Origin of the sequence: Corynebacterium sp. MSK074, from assembly GCF_030229735.1 — a bacterium.
Classification (GTDB): domain Bacteria; phylum Actinomycetota; class Actinomycetes; order Mycobacteriales; family Mycobacteriaceae; genus Corynebacterium.
In genome coordinates this window covers 60248-79627 of the sequence record NZ_JASPIX010000007.1, presented here as the reverse complement: position 1 = coordinate 79627, position 19380 = coordinate 60248, and the positions used below count along the sequence as shown (strand labels likewise).

The 19380-nt window shown below is 59.9% G+C and carries 16 protein-coding genes; 6 read left to right on the top strand and 10 right to left on the bottom strand.

Translation table 11 applies throughout. The features are described 5' to 3' along the window. The first annotated feature begins 44 nt into the window (after positions 1 to 44). Together QP965_RS07820 and QP965_RS07815 are read left to right on the top strand one after the other, a co-directional pair. Positions 45 to 1235 (top strand): M20 family metallopeptidase, encoded by a 1191-nt coding sequence (locus tag QP965_RS07820; protein WP_284844587.1) that lies wholly within the window; start codon positions 45 to 47, stop codon positions 1233 to 1235. A gap of 70 nt (positions 1236 to 1305) precedes the next feature. Further along, positions 1306 to 2733: an NAD(P)H-quinone dehydrogenase gene (locus QP965_RS07815; protein ID WP_284844586.1), complete on the top strand. Its 1428-nt coding sequence runs from the start codon at positions 1306 to 1308 to the stop codon at positions 2731 to 2733. A gap of 70 nt (positions 2734 to 2803) precedes the next feature. Here QP965_RS07815 and QP965_RS07810 read toward each other — a convergent pair whose 3' ends face one another. Beyond that, the gene (locus QP965_RS07810) at positions 2804 to 4117 is read right to left on the bottom strand and encodes a short-chain fatty acyl-CoA regulator family protein (protein WP_284822001.1); all 1314 of its coding nucleotides are present in this window, start codon (positions 4115 to 4117) and stop codon (positions 2804 to 2806) included. A gap of 166 nt (positions 4118 to 4283) precedes the next feature. Here QP965_RS07810 and prpD point away from each other — a divergent pair, with 166 nt between their 5' ends. From prpD to QP965_RS07795, 3 genes are read left to right on the top strand one after another with little or no spacing between them, the layout of a single operon-like run. Then, complete coding sequence (prpD, locus tag QP965_RS07805; protein WP_284844585.1) at positions 4284 to 5795, top strand: 2-methylcitrate dehydratase PrpD; 1512 nt, start codon at positions 4284 to 4286, stop codon at positions 5793 to 5795. Further along, positions 5795 to 6727, top strand: coding sequence for a methylisocitrate lyase (gene prpB, locus QP965_RS07800; protein WP_239278881.1), 933 nt, complete (start codon positions 5795 to 5797; stop codon positions 6725 to 6727). Before prpD ends, prpB begins: the two co-directional genes overlap by 1 nt. Positions 6728 to 6741: 14 nt before the next feature. Beyond that, positions 6742 to 7899, top strand: coding sequence for a bifunctional 2-methylcitrate synthase/citrate synthase (locus QP965_RS07795; RefSeq protein ID WP_239278882.1), 1158 nt, complete (start codon positions 6742 to 6744; stop codon positions 7897 to 7899). Positions 7900 to 7974: 75 nt separating this feature from the next. Here QP965_RS07795 and QP965_RS07790 read toward each other — a convergent pair whose 3' ends face one another. From QP965_RS07790 to QP965_RS07780, 3 genes are read right to left on the bottom strand one after another with little or no spacing between them, the layout of a single operon-like run. After that, positions 7975 to 8658 carry a transglycosylase gene (locus QP965_RS07790; RefSeq protein WP_239278883.1) on the bottom strand — a complete coding sequence of 228 codons (684 nt, stop codon included), beginning with the start codon at positions 8656 to 8658 and terminating at the stop codon, positions 7975 to 7977. Positions 8659 to 8660: 2 nt separating this feature from the next. Then, on the bottom strand, positions 8661 to 9515 hold the full coding sequence (locus tag QP965_RS07785; RefSeq protein ID WP_284844584.1) for an ATP-binding cassette domain-containing protein: 855 nt from the start codon (positions 9513 to 9515) through the stop codon (positions 8661 to 8663). After that, entirely contained in the window at positions 9502 to 9870 is a 369-nt protein-coding gene (locus QP965_RS07780) for a GntR family transcriptional regulator (RefSeq protein ID WP_239278886.1), read from the bottom strand. Before QP965_RS07780 ends, QP965_RS07785 begins: the two co-directional genes overlap by 14 nt. A gap of 377 nt (positions 9871 to 10247) precedes the next feature. Here QP965_RS07780 and QP965_RS07775 point away from each other — a divergent pair, with 377 nt between their 5' ends. Then, positions 10248 to 13679: a pyruvate carboxylase gene (locus QP965_RS07775; RefSeq protein ID WP_284844583.1), complete on the top strand. Its 3432-nt coding sequence runs from the start codon at positions 10248 to 10250 to the stop codon at positions 13677 to 13679. 172 nt (positions 13680 to 13851) lie between these two features. On the opposite strand, the gene QP965_RS07770 is transcribed toward QP965_RS07775, so the two are convergent. The 6 genes from QP965_RS07770 to QP965_RS07745 form a co-directional block, all read right to left on the bottom strand. Beyond that, positions 13852 to 14976, bottom strand: coding sequence for a DUF1648 domain-containing protein (locus QP965_RS07770; RefSeq protein WP_284844582.1), 1125 nt, complete (start codon positions 14974 to 14976; stop codon positions 13852 to 13854). Next, on the bottom strand, positions 14973 to 15350 hold the full coding sequence (locus tag QP965_RS07765) for a GntR family transcriptional regulator (RefSeq protein WP_179387448.1): 378 nt from the start codon (positions 15348 to 15350) through the stop codon (positions 14973 to 14975). The genes QP965_RS07770 and QP965_RS07765 overlap by 4 nt, the downstream gene beginning before the upstream one ends. A 140-nt stretch (positions 15351 to 15490) precedes the next feature. Next, complete coding sequence (locus QP965_RS07760) at positions 15491 to 16513, bottom strand: ABC transporter permease (protein WP_284844581.1); 1023 nt, start codon at positions 16511 to 16513, stop codon at positions 15491 to 15493. Then, a complete protein-coding gene (locus QP965_RS07755) occupies positions 16510 to 17091 on the bottom strand; it encodes an ABC transporter ATP-binding protein (RefSeq protein ID WP_284844580.1) in 582 nt (193 codons plus the stop codon). Before QP965_RS07755 ends, QP965_RS07760 begins: the two co-directional genes overlap by 4 nt. Before the next feature lie 42 nt (positions 17092 to 17133). Further along, positions 17134 to 17577, bottom strand: a complete 444-nt coding sequence (locus QP965_RS07750; protein ID WP_284844579.1) for a hypothetical protein — start codon at positions 17575 to 17577, stop codon at positions 17134 to 17136. Between the two features lie 23 nt (positions 17578 to 17600). Then, entirely contained in the window at positions 17601 to 19364 is a 1764-nt protein-coding gene (locus tag QP965_RS07745) for an acetyl/propionyl/methylcrotonyl-CoA carboxylase subunit alpha (protein WP_284844578.1), read from the bottom strand. Between the last annotated feature and the right edge of the window lie 16 nt (positions 19365 to 19380).

Sequence of the window (19380 nt, the reverse complement as noted above, 5' to 3'; positions counted from 1 at the left end):
GACTTTGCACCCAGACGTATTTCAATGACAGGGAAGGCACGCGGATGATCTCGGAATGCATCAACGAGTGGTTTAATGCCCACCGTGCGGAGGTCATCGCGTGGCGGCGCCATATCCACCGCCACCCAGAAACCGCGAACCAAGAGGTGGAAACCACCAACTTCCTAGCCTCTATCCTGCAGGACTATGGCTTGCAGCCACAGCGCTTCCCACAGACCGGCCTCATGGTAGACATAGGCCCCGATACGGAGCTAGGCCGGCTGGCCTTCCGCGCCGATATCGACGCCTTGCCGGTCACGGAGGTCACTGGCTTGGAATATACCTCCGAAGTTCCCGGAAAGATGCATGCCTGCGGCCACGACGTGCACACCACCGTGGCGCTCGGTCTGGCTTGCGCATTGGCGGATTTCCAACGCGTCCACGACCTGCCGCTGGGCATTCGTGTCATCTTTCAACCGGCCGAAGAGGTATGGGTCGGCGGTGCGACCGATGTTATTGAATGGGGCGCGCTGGAGGGAGTACATTCCATTTTTGCCATCCACGCCGAACCCAAGCTGCGCGTGGGGCGCATCGGTATCCGCGCTGGGGCGATCACTTCTGCTACCGACGTGGTGGAGCTCAATATCAAGGGCCCAGGCGGACATACTTCCCGCCCGCACCTTTCCGCCGACGTCATCTACGCCTTGGGCAAGGTCATCACCGAGCTACCCGCGCTGCTCTCGCGCCGGGTTGATCCGCGCACCGGCACCGTTTTGGTCTTTGGCCAGGTGAATTCGGGCTACGCGCCCAATGCCATTCCAGAGACTGGCAGCTTGACCGGCACCATGCGCACGGCCGATATTGGCATCTGGCGCGATATGCAAAGTCTCTTTACCGAGCTGGTGGAACAGATTCTCGCGCCGGTGGGCGTAGAACATGAGCTGACCTACAACCGCGGCGTTCCGCCGGTGCTTAACGACGACGTCGCCACCGCCCTGCTTGCCTCCGCCGCCCAATCCATCGATCCGCAGGCCGTCGTGCAAGCCCCGCAGTCCTCCGGCGGCGAGGATTTTTCCTGGTACCTAGAAAAGGTCCCCGGTTCCATGGCGCGGCTTGGCTGCTGGTCCGGCGAGGGCGAGCAGCATGACTTGCACATGGGTGATCTTATCGTCGACGAGAGGGCCATCGGCGTGGGCATCAAACTCTTTGGCGCCGTGGTTGAGCAGTTCATAGGGGAGAATGCGGAGACAGACTAACGCGCTTTAAGGTCCTACACGTTAGACTCGTAAGCGACTTTTAAAGTGGAGCTGATAAAGGAGCAAGTGCGTGTTGAACCAGACCAAGCGAATTGTCATCATCGGCGGTGGCCCGGCAGGCTATGAAGCCGCATTGGCAGGCGCCAAGTATGGTGCAGAAATCACCATTATTGAAGACCAAGGCATGGGCGGTAACAGCGTTATCTTGGACTGCGTTCCTTCCAAGTCCTTCATCGCCGGCGCTAATATCAAGACCGACTTGCGCCGCGCCGAGGACATGAAGCTCAACGAAGGCATTGGCCAGGCCCACCTCTCCCTGACCGCTCTGAATAAGCGTGTGCAGGATCTGGCAAGCAAGCAGTCCTCCGATATCCGCGCTACCGTGGAATCCCTGGGCGCACGCGTTATCGACGGCCGCGGCTACTTCCCAGAGGACCAGGAAGCCGATGCCTTTGGCGGCCACAAGGTTACCGCCGTATTTAACGAGGACGGCCACGAGGAAACCATTAACGCAGATCTCGTCCTGGTAGCCACCGGCGCCACCCCTCGCATTCTCCCGGGCGCGCAGCCAGACGGCGAGCGCATCCTCACCTGGCAGCAGGTATACAACCTCACCGAGCTTCCTGAACACCTCATCGTCGTCGGCTCCGGCGTGACCGGCGCCGAGTTCGTCTCCGCCTTCGCTGAGCTGGGCGTGAAGGTTACCATGGTTGCCTCCCGTGATCGCATTTTGCCGCATGACGACGCCGACGCTGCCGACGTCCTCGAGACCGTACTGAGCGAGCGCGGCGTGGAACTGGAAAAGAACTGCCGCGTGGAAACCGTCAACCGCACCGAGGATGGCAACGTCCTGGTCACCACGCAGGACGGCCGCGAAATCACCGGCTCCCACGTCATCATGTCCATCGGCTCTATCCCGAATACCCAGGACCTCAAGCTGGAGAACGTCGGCGTGGAAACCGCCAAGTCCGGCCACATTCAGGTCGACCGCGTCTCCCGCACCAATATCGCCGGCATCTACGCCGCTGGCGACTGCTCTGACCTTTTCCCATTGGCGTCCGTCGCCGCAATGCAGGGCCGCGTAGCCATGTACCACGCCCTAGGTGAGGGCGTGTCCCCGCTGCGCCTGAAGACCGTGGCCAACGCCGTCTTCACCCGCCCGGAAATCGCCGCCGTCGGTTTCACCCAGGCAGAGATTGAGGCCGGCGAAGTCGCCGCCCGCACCATCACCATGCCGCTCAATACCAACCCGCGAGCCAAGATGCGTTCCCTGCAGCACGGCTTTGTCAAGCTCTTCTGCCGCGCCACCTCTGGCCGCGTTATCGGTGGCGTCATCGTTGCGCCGACCGCCTCCGAGCTCATTCTGCCCATTGCCATGGCCGTGACGAACCAGCTCACCGTGAACCAGCTGGCCGATTCCTTCGCCGTATACCCGTCCCTGTCGGGCACCATCACCGAGGCTGCACGACGCCTCGTTGCCCACGACGATCTGGAGTAAACGAAACCAATTCCTCTCTTCGCGCCCGCACTCGATAAGCAGTCGAGATCGGGCGCTTTTTCATGCGCCGCTAAAAGGTGGAGTAAGAATGCTCGGCGGTGCGATTGAGTGAAACCTGGATGGCGCGATCCGCTTGAGGAAGAGCACGCTGGGGGCAATGCTCGCGCGGGCAAGCGGTACAACCAGGGCCGATAGGGGTGGCGGCGGATACGTCTAAATTAAGCGCATCGGCGTAGACAATGCGGTCGGCCTCAGAGATATCGCAGCCTAAGCCCACGGCGAACTCTTTACGAGGGGTTCCCCAAGATTGTGCGGTTCCTTGCACAAAGCGACCTATCCACAGGTAGACGTGACCGTCTGGCATGGCGGCTACCTGGCGGGTGATGCGATTGGGCGTCTCAAAGGCGCGGTGGACTACCCATAATGGGCATGACCCGCCCGAGCGGGCGAAGTGGAAGGCGGTGGAGGATTGGCGCTTGGAGATATTCCCAGCGCGGTCGGTGCGGATGAAGGAAAAGGGCACGCCGGTAAGGCCTGGGCGCTGGAGGGTGGCCAGGCGTTGTGCGGTGGTTTCGAAACCGGTGCCAAAGTAGTTGCACAAAAGGTCGATATCGTAGCGGGTCTTCTCAGCCATCGACAGGAACGGTTGATAGGGCATGGTGACCGCGGCCGCGAAGTACTGTGCAAGCCCTAAGGTAGCTAGTTCTTGCGCCTCGCCGGCAGGAAGCTCGGAGACGAGGTTATCGCAGACATCGCGGTAGGCGAGCAGGCAGTATTGGAGCGCCATTTCAAAGACCAATTGGGCTTCGGAAAGGCCGTCACGAAGCGCAAGCTCCCGGGTGTCTGGATCGAAGTCGCGGCGTGGCCCCGGCCGGGAAAAGCGGACGGTAACGCCGAGGTCCTCGTGCATGCGGGACGCTAAACGGCCGCGGCGTAGCACCCGGTCACCGAGCTGGCCGGCGAGCTCTTCAGCTAGGACATCGAGCTCATGGATGTAGTTATGGGCGTCGTAGAAAAAATCACGGACGAGCTCAAAAGGGGAGCGCTCCCGCGCTGGGGCGCGGGTGGCGACGTCGACGAAGCGGGGCATGAGCTCCGGAAAGCGCGAGGCTAGGTCGGCCAAGGACTCTTCGGCGGCGTCGGGAAAGATGCGGCGCAGGTCGGTGATGGTGCGCGTATCGCGGTCGTCTGCGAAATATCCGGGATCCACATTGAAGCGCTGGGTCAGCTGCATGAGCACGGTGACGGTAAGCGGGCGTTGATCGTTTTCGAGCTGGTTGAGGTAGCTGGTTGATAGTCCCAACTGTTTGGCCATCGCTACCTGTGTTAGCCCCCGCTGCTTGCGCAGTGCATGGATTCGTGCCCCCGCATAATGCTTGGTCATCGCTAGTTCGGCCACCTTTCGCCGCCGTGAACAGCAGAAACCACAAGGTTTGCAGATTCCACTGAATCGTTCCGCTAGATTACACACACCCTACTTATAGCGCAGAGCACATTCAAGCATTTAGTGTGATGTGCAACGCACCGCAGAGTGAAGGAGGACCCATCTAGTGAAGAAGCACGAGGTACGCACCCATAAATCCGCCGAGGAATTTCCCTATGAGGAACACTTGGCATACAAGGTGGCAGAAGTAGCCGCGGACCCCGTAGAGGTCCCAGCTGAGACCACCGACATGATTATTAACCGCATTATCGACAACGCAGCTGTGGCTATGGCCTCCGTGGCGCGGGGGCCTGTAACCTCCGCCCGCACCATGGCCCAGGCACACCCGGTAAGCGAGGGAGGTTCCACTGTATTTGGTGTGGATGGAGCCTACTCGGCCGAATGGGCCGCCCTAGCCAACGGCACAGCGGTCCGTGAGCTGGACTATCACGACACCTTCCTCGCCGCTGAATACTCGCACCCAGGGGACAATATTCCGCCGCTTCTTGCTACCGCGCAGCACAAGGGCCTTAGTGGCCGTGATCTTATCCGCGGCATCGCTACCGGCTATGAAATCCAGGTCAACCTCGTTAAGGGAATCTGCTTGCACGAGCACAAGATTGACCACGTGGCACACCTCGGTCCCTCCGTAGCCGCCGGCATCGGCACCATGCTTGGACTAGATAAGGACACCATCTACCAGGCGGTGGGCCAGGCGCTGCACACCACTACCGCCACCCGGCAATCCCGTAAGGGTCTGATTTCCTCTTGGAAGGCCTATGCCCCGGCCTTCGCGGGAAAGATGGCCATTGAAGCCGTTGACCGCACGATGCGCGGCGAAGGTGCACCGGCGCCCATCTGGGAAGGCGAGGATGGGTTCATCGCGTGGATGCTGCATTCGCCGGAGCGCACCTACACGGTCCCCTTGCCAGAACCTGGCGAGGAAAAGCGCGCCATCTTGGATACCTATACCAAGGAGCACTCGGCCGAATACCAGGCCCAAGCGCCCATTGATATGGCCTTTGCATTGAAGAAAACCCTGGCAGAAAGGGGACTGAGGACAGCGGATATCGAGTCCATCGTTCTGCATACCTCGCACCACACGCACTATGTCATCGGTACCGGTGCCAATGATCCGCAAAAGATGGATCCCTCTGCTTCCCGGGAGACGCTGGATCATTCCATCATGTACATCTTTGCCGTCGCCCTTGAGGACGGCGAGTGGGACCACGAGGCTTCTTATGCTCCCGAGCGTGCCAACCGCCCGGAGACCATCGAACTTTGGCACAAGATTTCCACCGTCGAGGACCCCGAGTGGACCCGCCGTTATCACTCCAACGACCTTTCTGAAAAGGCCTTTGGCGGCAAGGCTGTGATCACTTTCAAAGACGGCACGGTGGTAGAAGATGAGCGCGCCGTTGCTGACGCCCACTCGCTTGGTGCCCGACCCTTTGCACGCGAGCAATACATAGAGAAGTTCAGAAAACTCGCAAACGGCATCGTGGATGAAGCCGAACAAGAGCGCTTCCTCAACGCCGTCCAAAACTTGGAAAATCTCACTGACCTTACCGAGTTAAACGTGCGGGTGACCGATGCTCACCTCGCCGCCGCACCCCAGAAACCGGAAGGACTCTTCTAATGGCTGGACTATTTGGCTCTATGAAAACTCCCGCGGAAAAGCGCCAGCAATTCCGCGCCGACCTTGAATCTGGCACCATTACCCGATTGCCGGGCGCGTTCAATCCCCTGACCGCGCGCCTAATTCAGGATATCGGTGGTTTCGGCGGAGTTTATGTCTCCGGCGCGGTGCTGGCCAATGATTTGGGCCTTCCCGATATTGGCCTGACCACCTTGACTGAGGTGGCGCAGCGTTCGGGCCAGATTGCCCGCGCGACGGACCTGCCCGTGCTTGTCGACGCCGACACTGGCTTCGGCGAACCCATGTCCGCCGCCCGCACCATAGCCGCACTCGAAGACGCAGGCCTAGCCGGATGCCACCTTGAAGACCAGGTCAACCCGAAGCGCTGCGGCCACCTCGATGGCAAAGAAGTGGTGGACACAGATATTATGCTCCGCCGTATTAGTGCCGCGGTCAACGAGCGGCGCGACCCGAACTTCATTGTTTGTGCCCGCACCGATGCCGCAGGAGTCAATGGCATCGATGACGCCATCGACCGTGCAAAGGCTTACGCCGATGCTGGTGCGGACCTTATCTTCACTGAGGCGTTGTATCAGCCAGCAGACTTTGAAAAATTCCGCGCCGCTGTCGACACCCCGTTGCTGGCAAATATGACCGAATTCGGCAAGACCGAGTTGCTTTCGGCGCAACAGCTAGAAGACCTCGGCTATAACGCAGTCATCTGGCCTGTCTCCACCTTCCGCGTGGCTATGGGCGCCACCGAGGATTTCCTGCGGGATATGCATGAAACCGGCTTACAAACTGACTGGCTCGAGCGCATGCAACACCGTTCCCGCCTTTATGAGCTGGTGCGCTACGAGGAATACAACGACTTCGACCAATCCGTTTTCACCTATTCCAAAGACACCTACCGACCAACCTTCGAAAGCTAAGGAGAATTCCCACCATGTCCGATAAGAACCAGACCCCCGAAATCCGCAAGGGCCTGTATGGCGTCGTCGTCGATGAGACTGCCGTGTCCAAGGTCGTCCCTGAGACCAACTCGCTGACCTACCGTGGCTATCCCGTCCAAGAGCTTGCCCGCTATTGCTCCTTCGAGGAAGTGGCTTATCTGCTGTGGAACGGCAAGCTACCGGGGCAGGAATCCCTCATCCGTTTCTCTGCCCGCGAGAAAGCCCTGCGCCACTTGGAGCGCCATGTCATTGACCTCATTATGTCCATGCCGCTGTCGTGCCACCCAATGGACGTCCTGCGTACCGCCATTTCCTATATCGGTTCCCAAGACCCAGAGGAATACACCAAAGACTCTGAACATATCCGTCGCACCGCGCTTGAGCTAATGGCCAAGATTCCCACGATCATTGCTCTCGATATCCGACGCCGCCGCGGCGAGGGCTACATCCAACCTTCTCGCAAGAAGGGCTTTGCGGAGAACTTCCTGTGGATGGTCTTCGGTGATGAGGAAGGCTCCCCAGCTACCAACCGCGCCGATATCGAGGCCTTTGATAAGTCCCTCATTCTCTACGCCGAGCACTCATTTAACGCCTCCACCTTCGCTGCCCGCGTGGTGACCTCCACCATGTCCGATACTTATTCCGCCATCGTCGCGGCCATCGGCGCGCTCAAGGGGCCTCTGCATGGCGGTGCCAACGAGGCCGTGATGAAAAACTTCCTGGAGATTGCCGATCCTGCCAAGGCAGAAGAGTGGACCAAAAAGAAGCTGGCGAACAAGGAATTGGTCATGGGATTTGGTCACCGCGTCTACAAAAACGGCGACTCCCGAGTTCCCACCATGGAGGCCGCCTTTAAGGAGCTGGCCGAACAACATGACCAGACCCAATGGATTGAGATGTACGACATCATGGCCAAGACGATGGAGGAAAATACCTCGATCAAGATCAAGCCTAACCTCGATTTTCCCGCTGGCCCTGCCTATCACATCTTGGGTTTCGACATTGAATTCTTCACGCCAATCTTTGTGATGGCCCGCATTACCGGTTGGACTGCGCACATCGTAGAGCAGAACGAGAATAACTCGCTTATCCGCCCGCTATCCGCTTATAACGGCGAGGAGCAGCGTTCGGTTCCGCCGAAGTCCTTCTAAAACTCACAAGCTCCCCCTCCTCCAGAGACAATTTTCATTCTCGGGGTGGGGGAGTAGCCGTTTTCCACGGATAGTCTAAGGCTGGACTCGCCGCGCTAACTGATGCATCACCAGTGAGAAAACGATGACAGTCAAAGCCGAGAAGAAGAATAAACCTGGCCAAGGGGCGCCGATGTGGACAGTCCCTAGGCTATCAATAAGAATTGCCAGCAGGAGTGCTGCTGCATAGAAGCCGACAAGGATGCCAACAATAAGCAAGAACCGGGTGAACAGAGAACGTTGTTTGGCGCTACTGACCACTAAGCCGATGAAAGTGCCGATGTATCCGGTAAGTAGGTGGCCACAAATAAAGCTTCCCAAGGTCGCGACTCGAGCGAAGAGAGGCCTGAGACCGGAACTGCCAGGAGAGATAACCCACGACGAGTACATGTCTACGCCAGCGCGTAGCGCGACATAAAATGTCAGCCAAGCAATGGCGCCGAATACGAACGCGGCTAGCCATAGGGTCGCGTGCATGCTCATCAGCCACTGCTGTGGGCGCATTCCCAGTCCACGAAGGGCCCGGTATTCAGTTGCGGTGAAGGCGCAGTAGAGGCCCCAAATGAATACGGCGAGAATTCCCCAGCCAGCAGGGTTAGCGCTAATCGTTGTTGGGTCGGTGGGCAGGAAATAAGGCACGCTCCACAGCAATGCGACGATAATGCAAACGGCGATAAAGGTCTTTGTGGCGTTGAGATTAAAGGTCTTAAGCAGTTTCATGGCTAGGACTCCTCTTGTGAGGTGCGGGTGGATTCATGGGCGCGGGAAACAAGGGAATCAATGAGCTGGCCGTCGTCAAGGTAGGAGACGGTGATTTGGGTGGCGTCCACGGTATCGTCCGGAAACGGCACCGGGGACCAAGCATTAACTTTGGTGGTCGAGCCAAGCGAGGATTGGTGGAGTGGGAGGGCGTCGGCAAGCGCGAGTGCTTGCTCGACGTCTTTGGTGCTGCCCGTGAGCACTGGGTAGTGCGGCCGTTGGGATTCAAGATCGGTGGGCTTATTGACTGTGCCGTCGTGCACGGTAATGACCTGGTCAATTAAACCCACGAGATCTTCCGCCCGGTGCGAAGAGAGCACGAGTAGCCAATCCGGGGTGGCCGCGGCATGGGCGATGATGAGCTCACGCAGGCGCGTGCGCGTCGGCGCATCCAAGCCATTGAAGGGCTCATCGAGGAGGGTGACCGGTGTGCGCGCCGCCAGGGCAGTGGCACAGGCAACCAGTTGGCGCTGGCCGGTGCTTAAAGAGCGGTTCTTGCTGCGCTTATCGACGCCCATCTTATCCAACAGTTCCTCCGCATACCCCACGTCGAATCCCTCACGTACGTGCTCTGCGGCGCGCAGGTGCTGGCGCACGGTGGAACCGGAAAGCAAGATATCGGCGCCGGTGCGCGCTATCGCCACCTGTGGGGTATCGATGCTGCCCTTGGTAGGGAGGAATCCCGCTATCGCGCGCAGGAGCGTGGTCTTGCCGGCGCCATTGGGGCCGATAAGCCCATACATGCCGGCGGTAAGCTCCAGGTGTGGCACGTGCAGGCGGCGCTTGCAGCTGACATTGTGCATATTAAGGTGCGTCATGATGGTCTCCTTCGGCTTCGATGAGGTCGGCGATGTCGCTGGCGCTTAAGCCCAGCGCGGCTCCTTCTTTGAGAAGAGGAAGGATGAAGTCTTCTCTCAGGGCTTCTTGGCGTTGGTGGCGGACCTTGTCGCGCGCGCCTTCGCGCACAAACATGCCCAAGCCGCGACGTTTTTCTAGCAGCCCTTCCTCAAAGAGGACGGTCAGTGCCTTTGCAGAGGTAGTGGGGTTGACGGAGTGGAAAGCCGAAAGCTCATTGGTGCTGGGGGCGCGTTCTCCCTCTGGGAGTTCGCCGGAAATAATCATGTCCCTGATTCCTCCTGCCAGTTGCTGGTAAATAGGCCGGGTGTCACTCATGCTGCGGCCTCTCTAGTTCGTGGCATATGACTCCCTTTCTGGTGTATGGGTTAACCACCTATGTGGGTAACCATATAACGGAAGGCACCAGCGGTCAACGGTGAGGGTAATGCGGGACGCGGTCGCGATGTAATAGTGGGTGTCCCCGTTGCGTAAGTTGTTGAATTAAAAGTTTGCAATATTTACAGAATCGCTGATCTCGTTATTACTGGTCGCCCTGCAGAAATCGCCACGTGGTGGCTCCGCTGCTGGTAAGTGTGGCGAATTAGGCGCAGAAAAGGGCAGACATTTGAGGGGTAGCCCTCTAAACTGAGATGCGGATCACCCAACAGGAGGCGTTGCACTGCGGCGTCTTCCGAGCTGAAAGGAACACAGAAGTGGCTAATCCCGCGCTTCCATCGTTCAAAAAGATTCTGGTAGCCAACCGTGGCGAAATCGCCGTCCGTGCATTCCGTGCTGCCTTTGAAACTGGGGCAAAGACCGTTGCGGTCTATCCCCGCGAAGATCGCAATTCTTTTCACCGCGCTTTTGCGGATGAAGCTGTGCGCATCGGCACTGAAGGTCAACCGGTTAAGGCTTACCTGAGCATCGATGAGGTCATTCGCGCAGCAAAGAAGGCCGGTGCAGATGCTATTTATCCTGGTTATGGCTTTTTGTCTGAGCGCGCGGATCTCGCTAGGGCTTGTGAAGACAATGGCATCAAGTTCATTGGCCCTACCCCTAGCACCCTTGACCTGACCGGCGATAAGGCTGCCGCGGTGAACGCCGCTAAGGAAGCTGGGCTGCCGACGTTGAAGGACTCGGAGCCATCGACGGACGTCGATAAGCTGGTGGAATACTCCAAGGACTTCAACTTCCCGGTCTTTGTTAAGGCCGTCGCCGGTGGTGGCGGGCGCGGAATGCGCTTCGTAGAATCCGAGGATCAGCTGCGCGAAAAGGCGGCCGAGGCTTCCCGTGAGGCAGAGGCAGCCTTCGGTGATGGCAGTGTGTATCTTGAGACTGCGGTCATTAAGCCACAACACATTGAGGTCCAGATTCTGGGCGATAGCCAGGGCAACGTCATTCACCTCTTTGAGCGTGACTGCTCGGTGCAGCGCCGCCACCAGAAGGTGGTAGAGATTGCGCCGGCGCCGTCACTGGATTCCGAGCTGCGTGACCGCATCTGCCAGGATGCGGTGAAGTTCTGTGAGCACATCAATTACGAAGGCGCGGGCACCGTGGAATTCCTTGTCGATGAGCGCGGCAATCACGTCTTCATCGAGATGAACCCGCGTGTGCAGGTGGAGCACACCGTGACCGAGGAAATCACCGGCGTAGACATCGTCAAGGCCCAGATGAATATCGCGGCCGGCGCTTCGCTGGAAGATATTCACCTCGCCCAAGACAAGATTTCCATCACCGGTTCGGCCCTGCAGTGCCGCATTACCACCGAGGACCCGAATAACGGCTTCCGCCCGGATACCGGCACGCTGACCGCGTATCGTTCGCCGGGCGGCGCCGGCGTGCGCCTGGACGGTGCAACGTCCGTGGGCGCAGAGGTTTCGCCCAACTTCGACTCCCTGTTGGTGAAGATGACCTGCCGCGGCGTCAACTTTGAGCAGGCCGTCCAGCGCGCCCAGCGTGCGCTGAATGAGTTCCATGTCTCTGGCGTAGCCACCAATATTGGATTCCTGCGTGCTTTGCTGCGCGAGCCGGACTTCACCAAGACGCGCGTGAACACGGGCTTCATTAGTGATCATCCGGACCTGCTCAAGGCTCCACCGGCAGTCGACGAATCTGGTCGCATCCTCGAGTACATCGCGGAGACCACCGTCAATAAGCCCAACGGTACGCGCCCAACGGCGCTGCGCCCCTTTGATAAGCTCCCCGAGCTAGACCTTTCCGAGCCGCTGCCGCGCGGTTCCCGAGATGACCTGCTCGAGTTTGGTCCGCAAAAGTGGGCGGAGAAGATCCGCCAGCAGAATGCGCTGATGGTTACGGATACCACCTTCCGCGACGCCCACCAGTCCCTGCTGGCTACCCGCGTGCGTAGTACCGCCCTGGTTTCTGCAGCCGAAGCCGTAGCCCGCATGACCCCGAACCTGTTCTCGGTCGAGGCATGGGGTGGTGCAACTTATGACGTCGCCATGCGCTTCCTTCACGAGGACCCATGGGTCCGCTTGGACATGCTGCGCGAGGCTATGCCAAACCAGAACATCCAGATGCTCCTGCGCGGACGCAACACTGTGGGCTATACCCCGTACCCAGACTCGGTCTGCCGCGGCTTTGTCCAGGAAGCAGCCAAGTCCGGCGTGGACGTCTTCCGCATCTTTGATGCTCTTAACGACGTCTCCCAGATGCGCCCAGCCATCGATGCCGTCCTCGAGACCAATACCACCGTTGCTGAGGTGGCCATGGCGTACTCCGGTGACCTTTCCTCGCCGAAGGAGAACCTGTACACGCTGGATTACTACCTCAAGCTGGCCGAGCAGATTGTAGAGTCCGGAGCCCATATCCTTGCCATCAAGGATATGGCCGGTCTGCTCCGCCCTGAGGCCGCTTCCAAGCTGGTTATGGCGCTGCGCAAGGAATTCGACCTGCCGGTGCACGTGCACACGCACGATACCGCGGGCGGCCAGATGGCAACCTACTATGCGGCCGCCTTGTCCGGCGCCGACATTGTCGACGGCGCCTCCGCGCCGTTGGCCGGCACCACCTCGCAGCCGTCGCTGTCCGCCCTTATTGCAGCATTCTCTCAGTCCAAGCGCGATACCGGCATCGACCTGCAGGCCGTATCGGATCTCGAGCCCTACTGGGAAGCCGTCCGCCAGCTCTACGCCCCGTTTGAGAACGGTATCCCTGGCCCGACCGGTCGCGTGTACAAGCACGAGATTCCGGGCGGCCAGCTGTCCAACCTGCGTGCCCAGGCCGTTGCCCTCGGTTTGGCAGACCGCTTCGAGGTCATCGAGGACACCTATGCAGCAGTCAATGAGATGCTGGGCCGTCCGACCAAGGTCACCCCATCCTCCAAGGTTGTAGGCGATCTTGCCCTGCACCTTGTTGGCGCCGGCGTCGATCCTGCAGACTTCGCCGCTAATCCGACGAAGTTCGATATTCCGGACTCGGTCAACCAGTTCCTCCGCGGCCAGCTCGGTACCCCTCCGGGCGGTTGGCCGGAGCTGCGCGATAAGGTGCTCGATGGCCGCGAGGAAACCGGCGCCAAGGTGAGCGAGGTTCCTGCGGAAGAGCAACCGCATCTGGAATCCGATAACTCGGATGAGCGCCGTGCCAGCCTGAATCGCCTGCTATTCCCGAAGCAGTTCGAGGAATTCAACGAGTTCCGCCGCAAGTACGGCAACACCGAGGCACTGACGGATACCACCTTCTTCTATGGTCTTACCGAAGGCGAAGAAAAGGTCGTCCACTACTTCCCAGAGGACTCCACCGATCGCGCTGACCTCAAGCAGGTCGTGGTGCGTCTCGACGCCGTGGGTGAGCCGGACGAAAAGGGCATGCGTAACGTGGTTCTCAACGTCAACGGCCAGATCCGCCCGATGAAGGTGCGCGACGAGAACGCCGAATCCACGGTCGCTACCGTAGAAAAGGCCGACCCCTCCAACGAGGGCCACGTCGCCGCACCATTTGCTGGTGTGGTCAACCCGACCGCCAAGCCTGGCGACGAGGTTAAGGCCGGCGACCAGATCGCGGTCATCGAGGCGATGAAGATGGAAGCATCCATCTCCGCCACCAAGGATGGTGTGGTCGAGCGCGTGGCCATCGGACAGGCCACCAAGGTGGAAGGCGGCGACCTCATTGCCGTCATCAACTAACTGACGCACGCCAGCGCCCCGCTTCCTTCGCTCAATCCTCTAGGAAGCGGGGCGCTGTGCTATCTGCGGGTGGCTTTTCGCGATTTTCGTCCATATAAACCACCAAAACCGTCGACGAAATCGGCGGTTTATATGGACAAAAATCGTGATTCAGTGTGGAGTGCTAAAATTTTCAGCCTAGTAGGGAAGGCAGCGCTATTGAGCCGACTAGAACTAGAAGTGTGATGGCGAGGAATGCTTTGGCCTGCCAGCGGGCGAAGTTGAACGACACGCCTGTGCCGAAGCGCTTATCCACTAGTACCGCCGGATCCTCCGGGTTGTAGTACATCACGCCCCATTTATAGAGATGGTCATTGTCCGGTGATTCTTTGTCTTCATCGGGAAAGCGAATTCCACGCAGTTGCTCGGATAATTGAGATTGTTTGGAGAGAAGAAATGCAACCAGTCCGATGCTGCCACCGATGGTAAGAACCAACATCGTGATAACGGCGGCGCCGTTAAACCGCTGAAATTGCGGTACAGGGCCGGTTACTTGCAGGAAGGCCATGCCGGCACACACGAGCAGGGTGAGAACTCCCATTCCGGTGTTTGTGAAGGCGAGGTTGGCTTCATTGCGCAGTCGAGCTTTAATGCTGCGTTCTGAACGTGGGGATACCTCACTATGTGCGATAAAAGAGCAGATGATGGCGAAAAGCAAGAGCATTCCTAAGGCGATGAAGGAGATAGAAAATACGCTGCCGATATTCTTTTCGCTCCAATTATCCGCCTCCATGGAAGAATTCCAGTGCACTGGAACGGGGTCAGGAATATCCGACCAGTGGGAAGCGACGATGATGGCACCGGCCGCGATGCACAATAGGGAGGCGAGCACTGTTACCCACGGAAAAGTCGGCGTGGGGATGCCTTCGAATTCGGGTGTGCCATTGGCGGTGGTGGAAACACGAGCAGCGATGGTGGTTTCGACCTCGTCGAACCAACCGCCGGCCTTTTTCGCCGCGATGATGCGGCGGCGTTGAGAGATGTAAGCCCACAAGCCGCCGAGCGTCACCAAGAGGGACGGTACGGCGGCGAGTAGTGGCAATTTCCAGGCAAAGAGGGACAGAATTGTTGCCGCGATGCCGGAGCCCCAAGTACGGACCTTGTATCCAGCAAGCGCAGAGGTAACTGCACTATCGGAAAGGTAGTCCTTTGGCACGCGCACACCGAGCGGTGTGCCGGGCAAGGCAAGGGAGGGCGTTTGGGCCATAATCCAGGTAATAGCGAGAGTTGTGGCGGCCATTAAAAGTGCGAAAATCATGACGATACTTCCAAGTGTTTAAGAGTGGAGCTGAGGTGGGTGTGGAGCTCATCTGGGCTAAAGCCTTGGGCACGAGCGAGCGCGACTACGCGGCCTAATTGCTCAGCTAGTTGTCTTTCTTGAGCCTCGGTGTGAGCGCCGGGTCTGACGATGGAGCCGGAGCGGCCGGCGGTTTCTACGAGGCCGTCAGAAACCAAGAGGTCGTACGCCTTCTTCACGGTGGCCGGGTTGATGCCTATGTCTTTGGCGACGCGGCGGACGGGGTCTAGCTTGTCACCATCAGAGAGCTGGCCGCGAGCTATGGCCAGTACTAATTCATCGTGGATTTGTTGGAAGACAGGGACATCCGAATCGGGGTTGAGGTTAATAAACATCTGTCACCTCCTATCTTTGTTCTGTATTACTTATAGTAACACAAACTGTGTTATGTGAAGTAATACAGAATAATGTCAAAAAGAAATCCCCAGGTATGTGCATGTAATGCAGTGACGTACCTGGGGAAAGTGCAGGGTGACTAGATGAAGAGGGCCACAGCTATGGTCGCAATGCCGTAGCCACCGCGCAGGAAGTAACCGAAGACTTCGGGGGAGAATGAAGCGCCGAAGCCACCGGTGTCGATGATATTCATCGTGGTTACGCGCGCTGGGCGGGAGCGCTTAAAAGCGGCGTAGGTAAGTCCTAAACAGCACGCGGCGAGTACGAGTACAGGCAGCTTCCACACGGCGGCGACGAAGGCGGTACCGAGAACGGCGGCACCGGCTGTCGCGGTCAGGGGAAGTCCCCAGTCGGGCCAGGCTCCGTCGATGATGCGGCCGAAGGATGCGGCGCGGCCGGTGGCGGCGCCGACGATGGTCCATGCGCCAGAGAATCCAATGAGCGCAAGGCTGCCAAGCTGCGGTGCTAGTCCTAGGGTTAGGCCCACCACGGCGACCGCGCCGAGCGGAATGTACCAGCGGCGGTATAGGCGCCGGAAAAAGAGGCGGCCGAGCGATGTTGTGGCGTGCGAGCTGGGGCGCAGGCGGGCCGATTGGGAGGCGATGGCATCGGCAGAAACCTCAGAATCCAAGAGCCCTATGGAGGAGGAGCCGACGGCACGGGTGCGGCCCGCGCGAAGAAGTGAGGCGAGGTCGAAGGAACGCCAGCCGAGCGCCATGCGCAGCAAGGGCAGGGCCATCGCCGCATAGAACGGGAGGTGCAGCGACGTGCACAGGGCTAGGCCGAGGAGACTTACGCCGGCGAGCTGGGCAATGGACAGCTTATCGACGCCCCGCATACGCCCCCGCGGCCTGTCCACATAGACCCACCGGCTCAGGGAAAGGCTGCGCAGGGGATAGAGAGCCTCGAGGAGAACGATGAGGGCGAGGGAGCCGAACGCAGCGCCGATGGTCGCGGTGGCGGGCAGGGACGCGGCGGTGCGCTGCGCGAGCGAGGGTAAAACCTCGGCGGCATTCTGCCAAGCGTAGACACTGACGCTCGCGATGAGCGCCGCGATGAAGGCGTAATAGATAGCTGAAGAGGCGTGGGATAAAAGCTTCATGAAATCTCCACCACTTCATCACAGGCATCGAAGATGGCCGGGGAGTGGGAGGCCAGCACTACACAACGGCCCTCGTCGGCGAGGTGGCGCAGCTCCTCGGCCAAGAAGGCGGTCCAGGTGTGGTCAAGGTGGCGCTCGGGTTCGTCGATAAGCAGGGCCTTGGTCGGCTGATAGAGCTGGGCGGCGAGGTAGACGCGCTGACGCTGGCCCGAAGAAAGGTCGCTGACCGCGGAGTTTAGGATGGCGTCGTCGATGGCCCAGAGCTCATGGACCTCGGCAAAGTCTACGCCGGAGCGGCGCGAAAGCAGGGTGAAGTGCTCTCCGACGGTGAGGTCGGGCAAGAAGACCGGGTCCGCGACTGCGATGACGGATCCGGCGGCCTCAGCGCTGCCGGGTGCGGCACCGTCGATGGAGACGGTGCCTTTTAGTGGGGCAATTTCGCCGCTCAAGGTCTGCAGCAGCGTAGATTTACCCGCACCATTGGGACCCTTCAAGCCGTATACGCGCCCGGCGTCGAAGGTGCGATTCAGGTGCCCCAAAGCGGTGGAATGTCCGTAAGTTGCATCTATTTTCAGCATCGTAGCTAGGTTAGCAGGAGGGCGGACGGACCTAGGGGCGAGCTAGAAGCGGCGGAAGAACTTGCCGGGTGCGAGTTCCTCGAATCCGGGCAGGGCCGTGGCAGAAGAGATGCCGGGGGCAGTCTGCTCGGCCGCGAGGTCGATGGCGTTGGCAATAAGCAATTCGCGGGCGGCGGGGTCATCGCTGGAGACGATGAGCTCGGGAATGTCCTCGGGGTCGAAGGGGGTGAGCCAGATGGCGTCGTCAAGCGGGTGCGCCGAGGGATCGCCCAAGAAAGCTGGGCCTTTGTCGGCGGCGGGGTAGTAGCGCAGGAGTGCGGCGCCGCGGGGAGCAACGGTGGGGTCCTCGTTGGCGGCCATGGGTAGGGCGATGACCCCGCCGTCCACAATGGGGGACCAGTCCGCAATATAAGAAGGGAAGAGGCCCGTAAGATAGTCGCGGTCCTCTTCCTTGGCCAAGCGCACGCCGAGGGAAGAATCAGTCATTCTTCCAAGGCTAGCGGGGCAGGCTACTTGATTTCCAGCAGTACGCTGCCCTTGGTGGTAGAAGCGCCTGCTTCTACGGCCAAGCCGGTTACGGTGCCGGCCTTATGCGCTTTGACGGGGTTTTCCATCTTCATGGCCTCGAGCACGAGGAGAACTTCGCCTTCGGCGACCTCTTGGCCTTCTTCGACGTTGACCTTGATGACCGTGCCCTGCATCGGGGAGGTCACGGCATCGCCGGATACGGCGGCCTTGGCACCAGAGCCCTTACGCTTCTTCTTTTTGCGTGGGGTGCCGTTGGCGCCGAAGGAGGCGGGGAGGGCAACCTCGATGCGGCGGCCGTCGATTTCCACGGTGTGCACCTGGGAAGGCTCTGCGTCGGCTGCTTCGGCATCGGTGGACTCATCGTGGGCGGGCAGCTGGTTATCCCATTCCTCTTCGATCCACTTGGTGTAGACGCCGAAGTTGCCGTCTTCTGCAGCGAAGGCGGGGTCAGCAACGACAGCCTGGTCAAACGGGATAACGGTGGGCAGGCCCTCCACCGTGTACTCGGACAGGGCGCGGGCGGAGCGACGCAGCGCGGTCTCGCGGTCTGGGCCCCAGACGATGAGCTTGGCCAGCATGGAATCGAATTGGCCGCCAATGACGGAGCCCTGGACGACGCCGGAATCAACGCGCACGCCCGGACCCGCTGGCTCGGAGTACTTCACGATGGTGCCAGGGGCCGGCATGAAGTTTGCCGCGGCATCCTCGCCGTTGATGCGGAACTCGAAGGCATGGCCACGCGGGGTGGGGTCTTCCTTGAGCGAGAGCTCGTGGCCCTCAGCAATACGGAACTGCTCGCGTACGAGATCGAGGCCGGTAGTTTCCTCGGAAACTGGGTGCTCCACCTGCAGGCGGGTATTGACCTCTAGGAAGGAAATGAGGCCATCGGCGCCCACCAGGTATTCCACGGTGCCTGCGCCGTAGTAGCCGGCCTCGCGGCAGATGCGCTTGGCGGACTCGTGAATGGAGGCGCGCTGCTCCTCAGTGAGGAAAGGAGCCGGGGCTTCTTCGACCAGCTTTTGGAAGCGGCGCTGCAAGGAGCAATCGCGCGTGCCGACGACCACTACGTTGCCGTGCTTATCCGCCAGTACCTGGGCCTCGACGTGGCGCGCCCGATCCAGGTAGCGCTCTACGAAGCACTCGCCGCGACCAAAGGCGGAGGTTGCCTCACGGGTAGCGGATTCAAAGAGCTCCGGGATTTCCTCTGCGGAGTACGCCACCTTCATGCCGCGGCCGCCGCCGCCAAAGGCAGCCTTGATGGCCACAGGCAGGCCATATTCCATGGCGAAGGACTGCACCTCATCGGCGCCGGCTACCGGATCCTTGGTGCCTGGGGCCATGGGGGCTTCGGCGCGCTCGGCGATGTGCCGTGCGGTGACCTTATCGCCCAAATCACGGATGGACTCGGGGGAGGGACCAATCCAGGTCAGGCCGGCGTCGATGACGGCCTGGGCAAAGTCGGCGTTTTCAGACAAGAAGCCATAGCCGGGGTGGATGGCATCGGCGCCGGACTTTTCTGCGGCGTCCAGAATCTTGTCAAAGACGAGGTAGGACTCGGCAGAAGTGGTGCCGCCGAGGGCAAAGGCTTCGTCGGCAAGCGAGGCAAAAGGTGCCTGGGCGTCTGGCTCGGCGTAGACGGCGACGGAGGCAATGCCAGCGTCGCGGGCCGCGCGGATCACGCGAACGGCGATCTCACCGCGGTTCGCCACGAGAACCTTAGAGATCTTTTTGGTTTCTACTGCCACGGCAGCAACCTCCTGA

Excerpts from the sequence above, each read along its gene's own strand:
- QP965_RS07820 (WP_284844587.1), top strand. The coding sequence starts at position 45 with ATGATCTCGGAATGCATCAACGAGTGGTTTAATGCCCACCGTGCGGAG.
- QP965_RS07810 (WP_284822001.1), bottom strand. The coding sequence starts at position 4,117 with ATGACCAAGCATTATGCGGGGGCACGAATCCATGCACTGCGCAAGCAG.
- prpB (WP_239278881.1), top strand. The coding sequence starts at position 5,795 with ATGGCTGGACTATTTGGCTCTATGAAAACTCCCGCGGAAAAGCGCCAG.
- QP965_RS07795 (WP_239278882.1), top strand. The coding sequence starts at position 6,742 with ATGTCCGATAAGAACCAGACCCCCGAAATCCGCAAGGGCCTGTATGGC.
- QP965_RS07790 (WP_239278883.1), bottom strand. The coding sequence starts at position 8,658 with ATGAAACTGCTTAAGACCTTTAATCTCAACGCCACAAAGACCTTTATC.
- QP965_RS07785 (WP_284844584.1), bottom strand. The coding sequence starts at position 9,515 with ATGACGCACCTTAATATGCACAATGTCAGCTGCAAGCGCCGCCTGCAC.
- QP965_RS07780 (WP_239278886.1), bottom strand. The coding sequence starts at position 9,870 with ATGAGTGACACCCGGCCTATTTACCAGCAACTGGCAGGAGGAATCAGG.
- QP965_RS07770 (WP_284844582.1), bottom strand. The coding sequence starts at position 14,976 with ATGATTTTCGCACTTTTAATGGCCGCCACAACTCTCGCTATTACCTGG.
- QP965_RS07765 (WP_179387448.1), bottom strand. The coding sequence starts at position 15,350 with ATGTTTATTAACCTCAACCCCGATTCGGATGTCCCTGTCTTCCAACAA.
- QP965_RS07760 (WP_284844581.1), bottom strand. The coding sequence starts at position 16,513 with ATGAAGCTTTTATCCCACGCCTCTTCAGCTATCTATTACGCCTTCATC.
- QP965_RS07755 (WP_284844580.1), bottom strand. The coding sequence starts at position 17,091 with ATGCTGAAAATAGATGCAACTTACGGACATTCCACCGCTTTGGGGCAC.
- QP965_RS07750 (WP_284844579.1), bottom strand. The coding sequence starts at position 17,577 with ATGACTGATTCTTCCCTCGGCGTGCGCTTGGCCAAGGAAGAGGACCGC.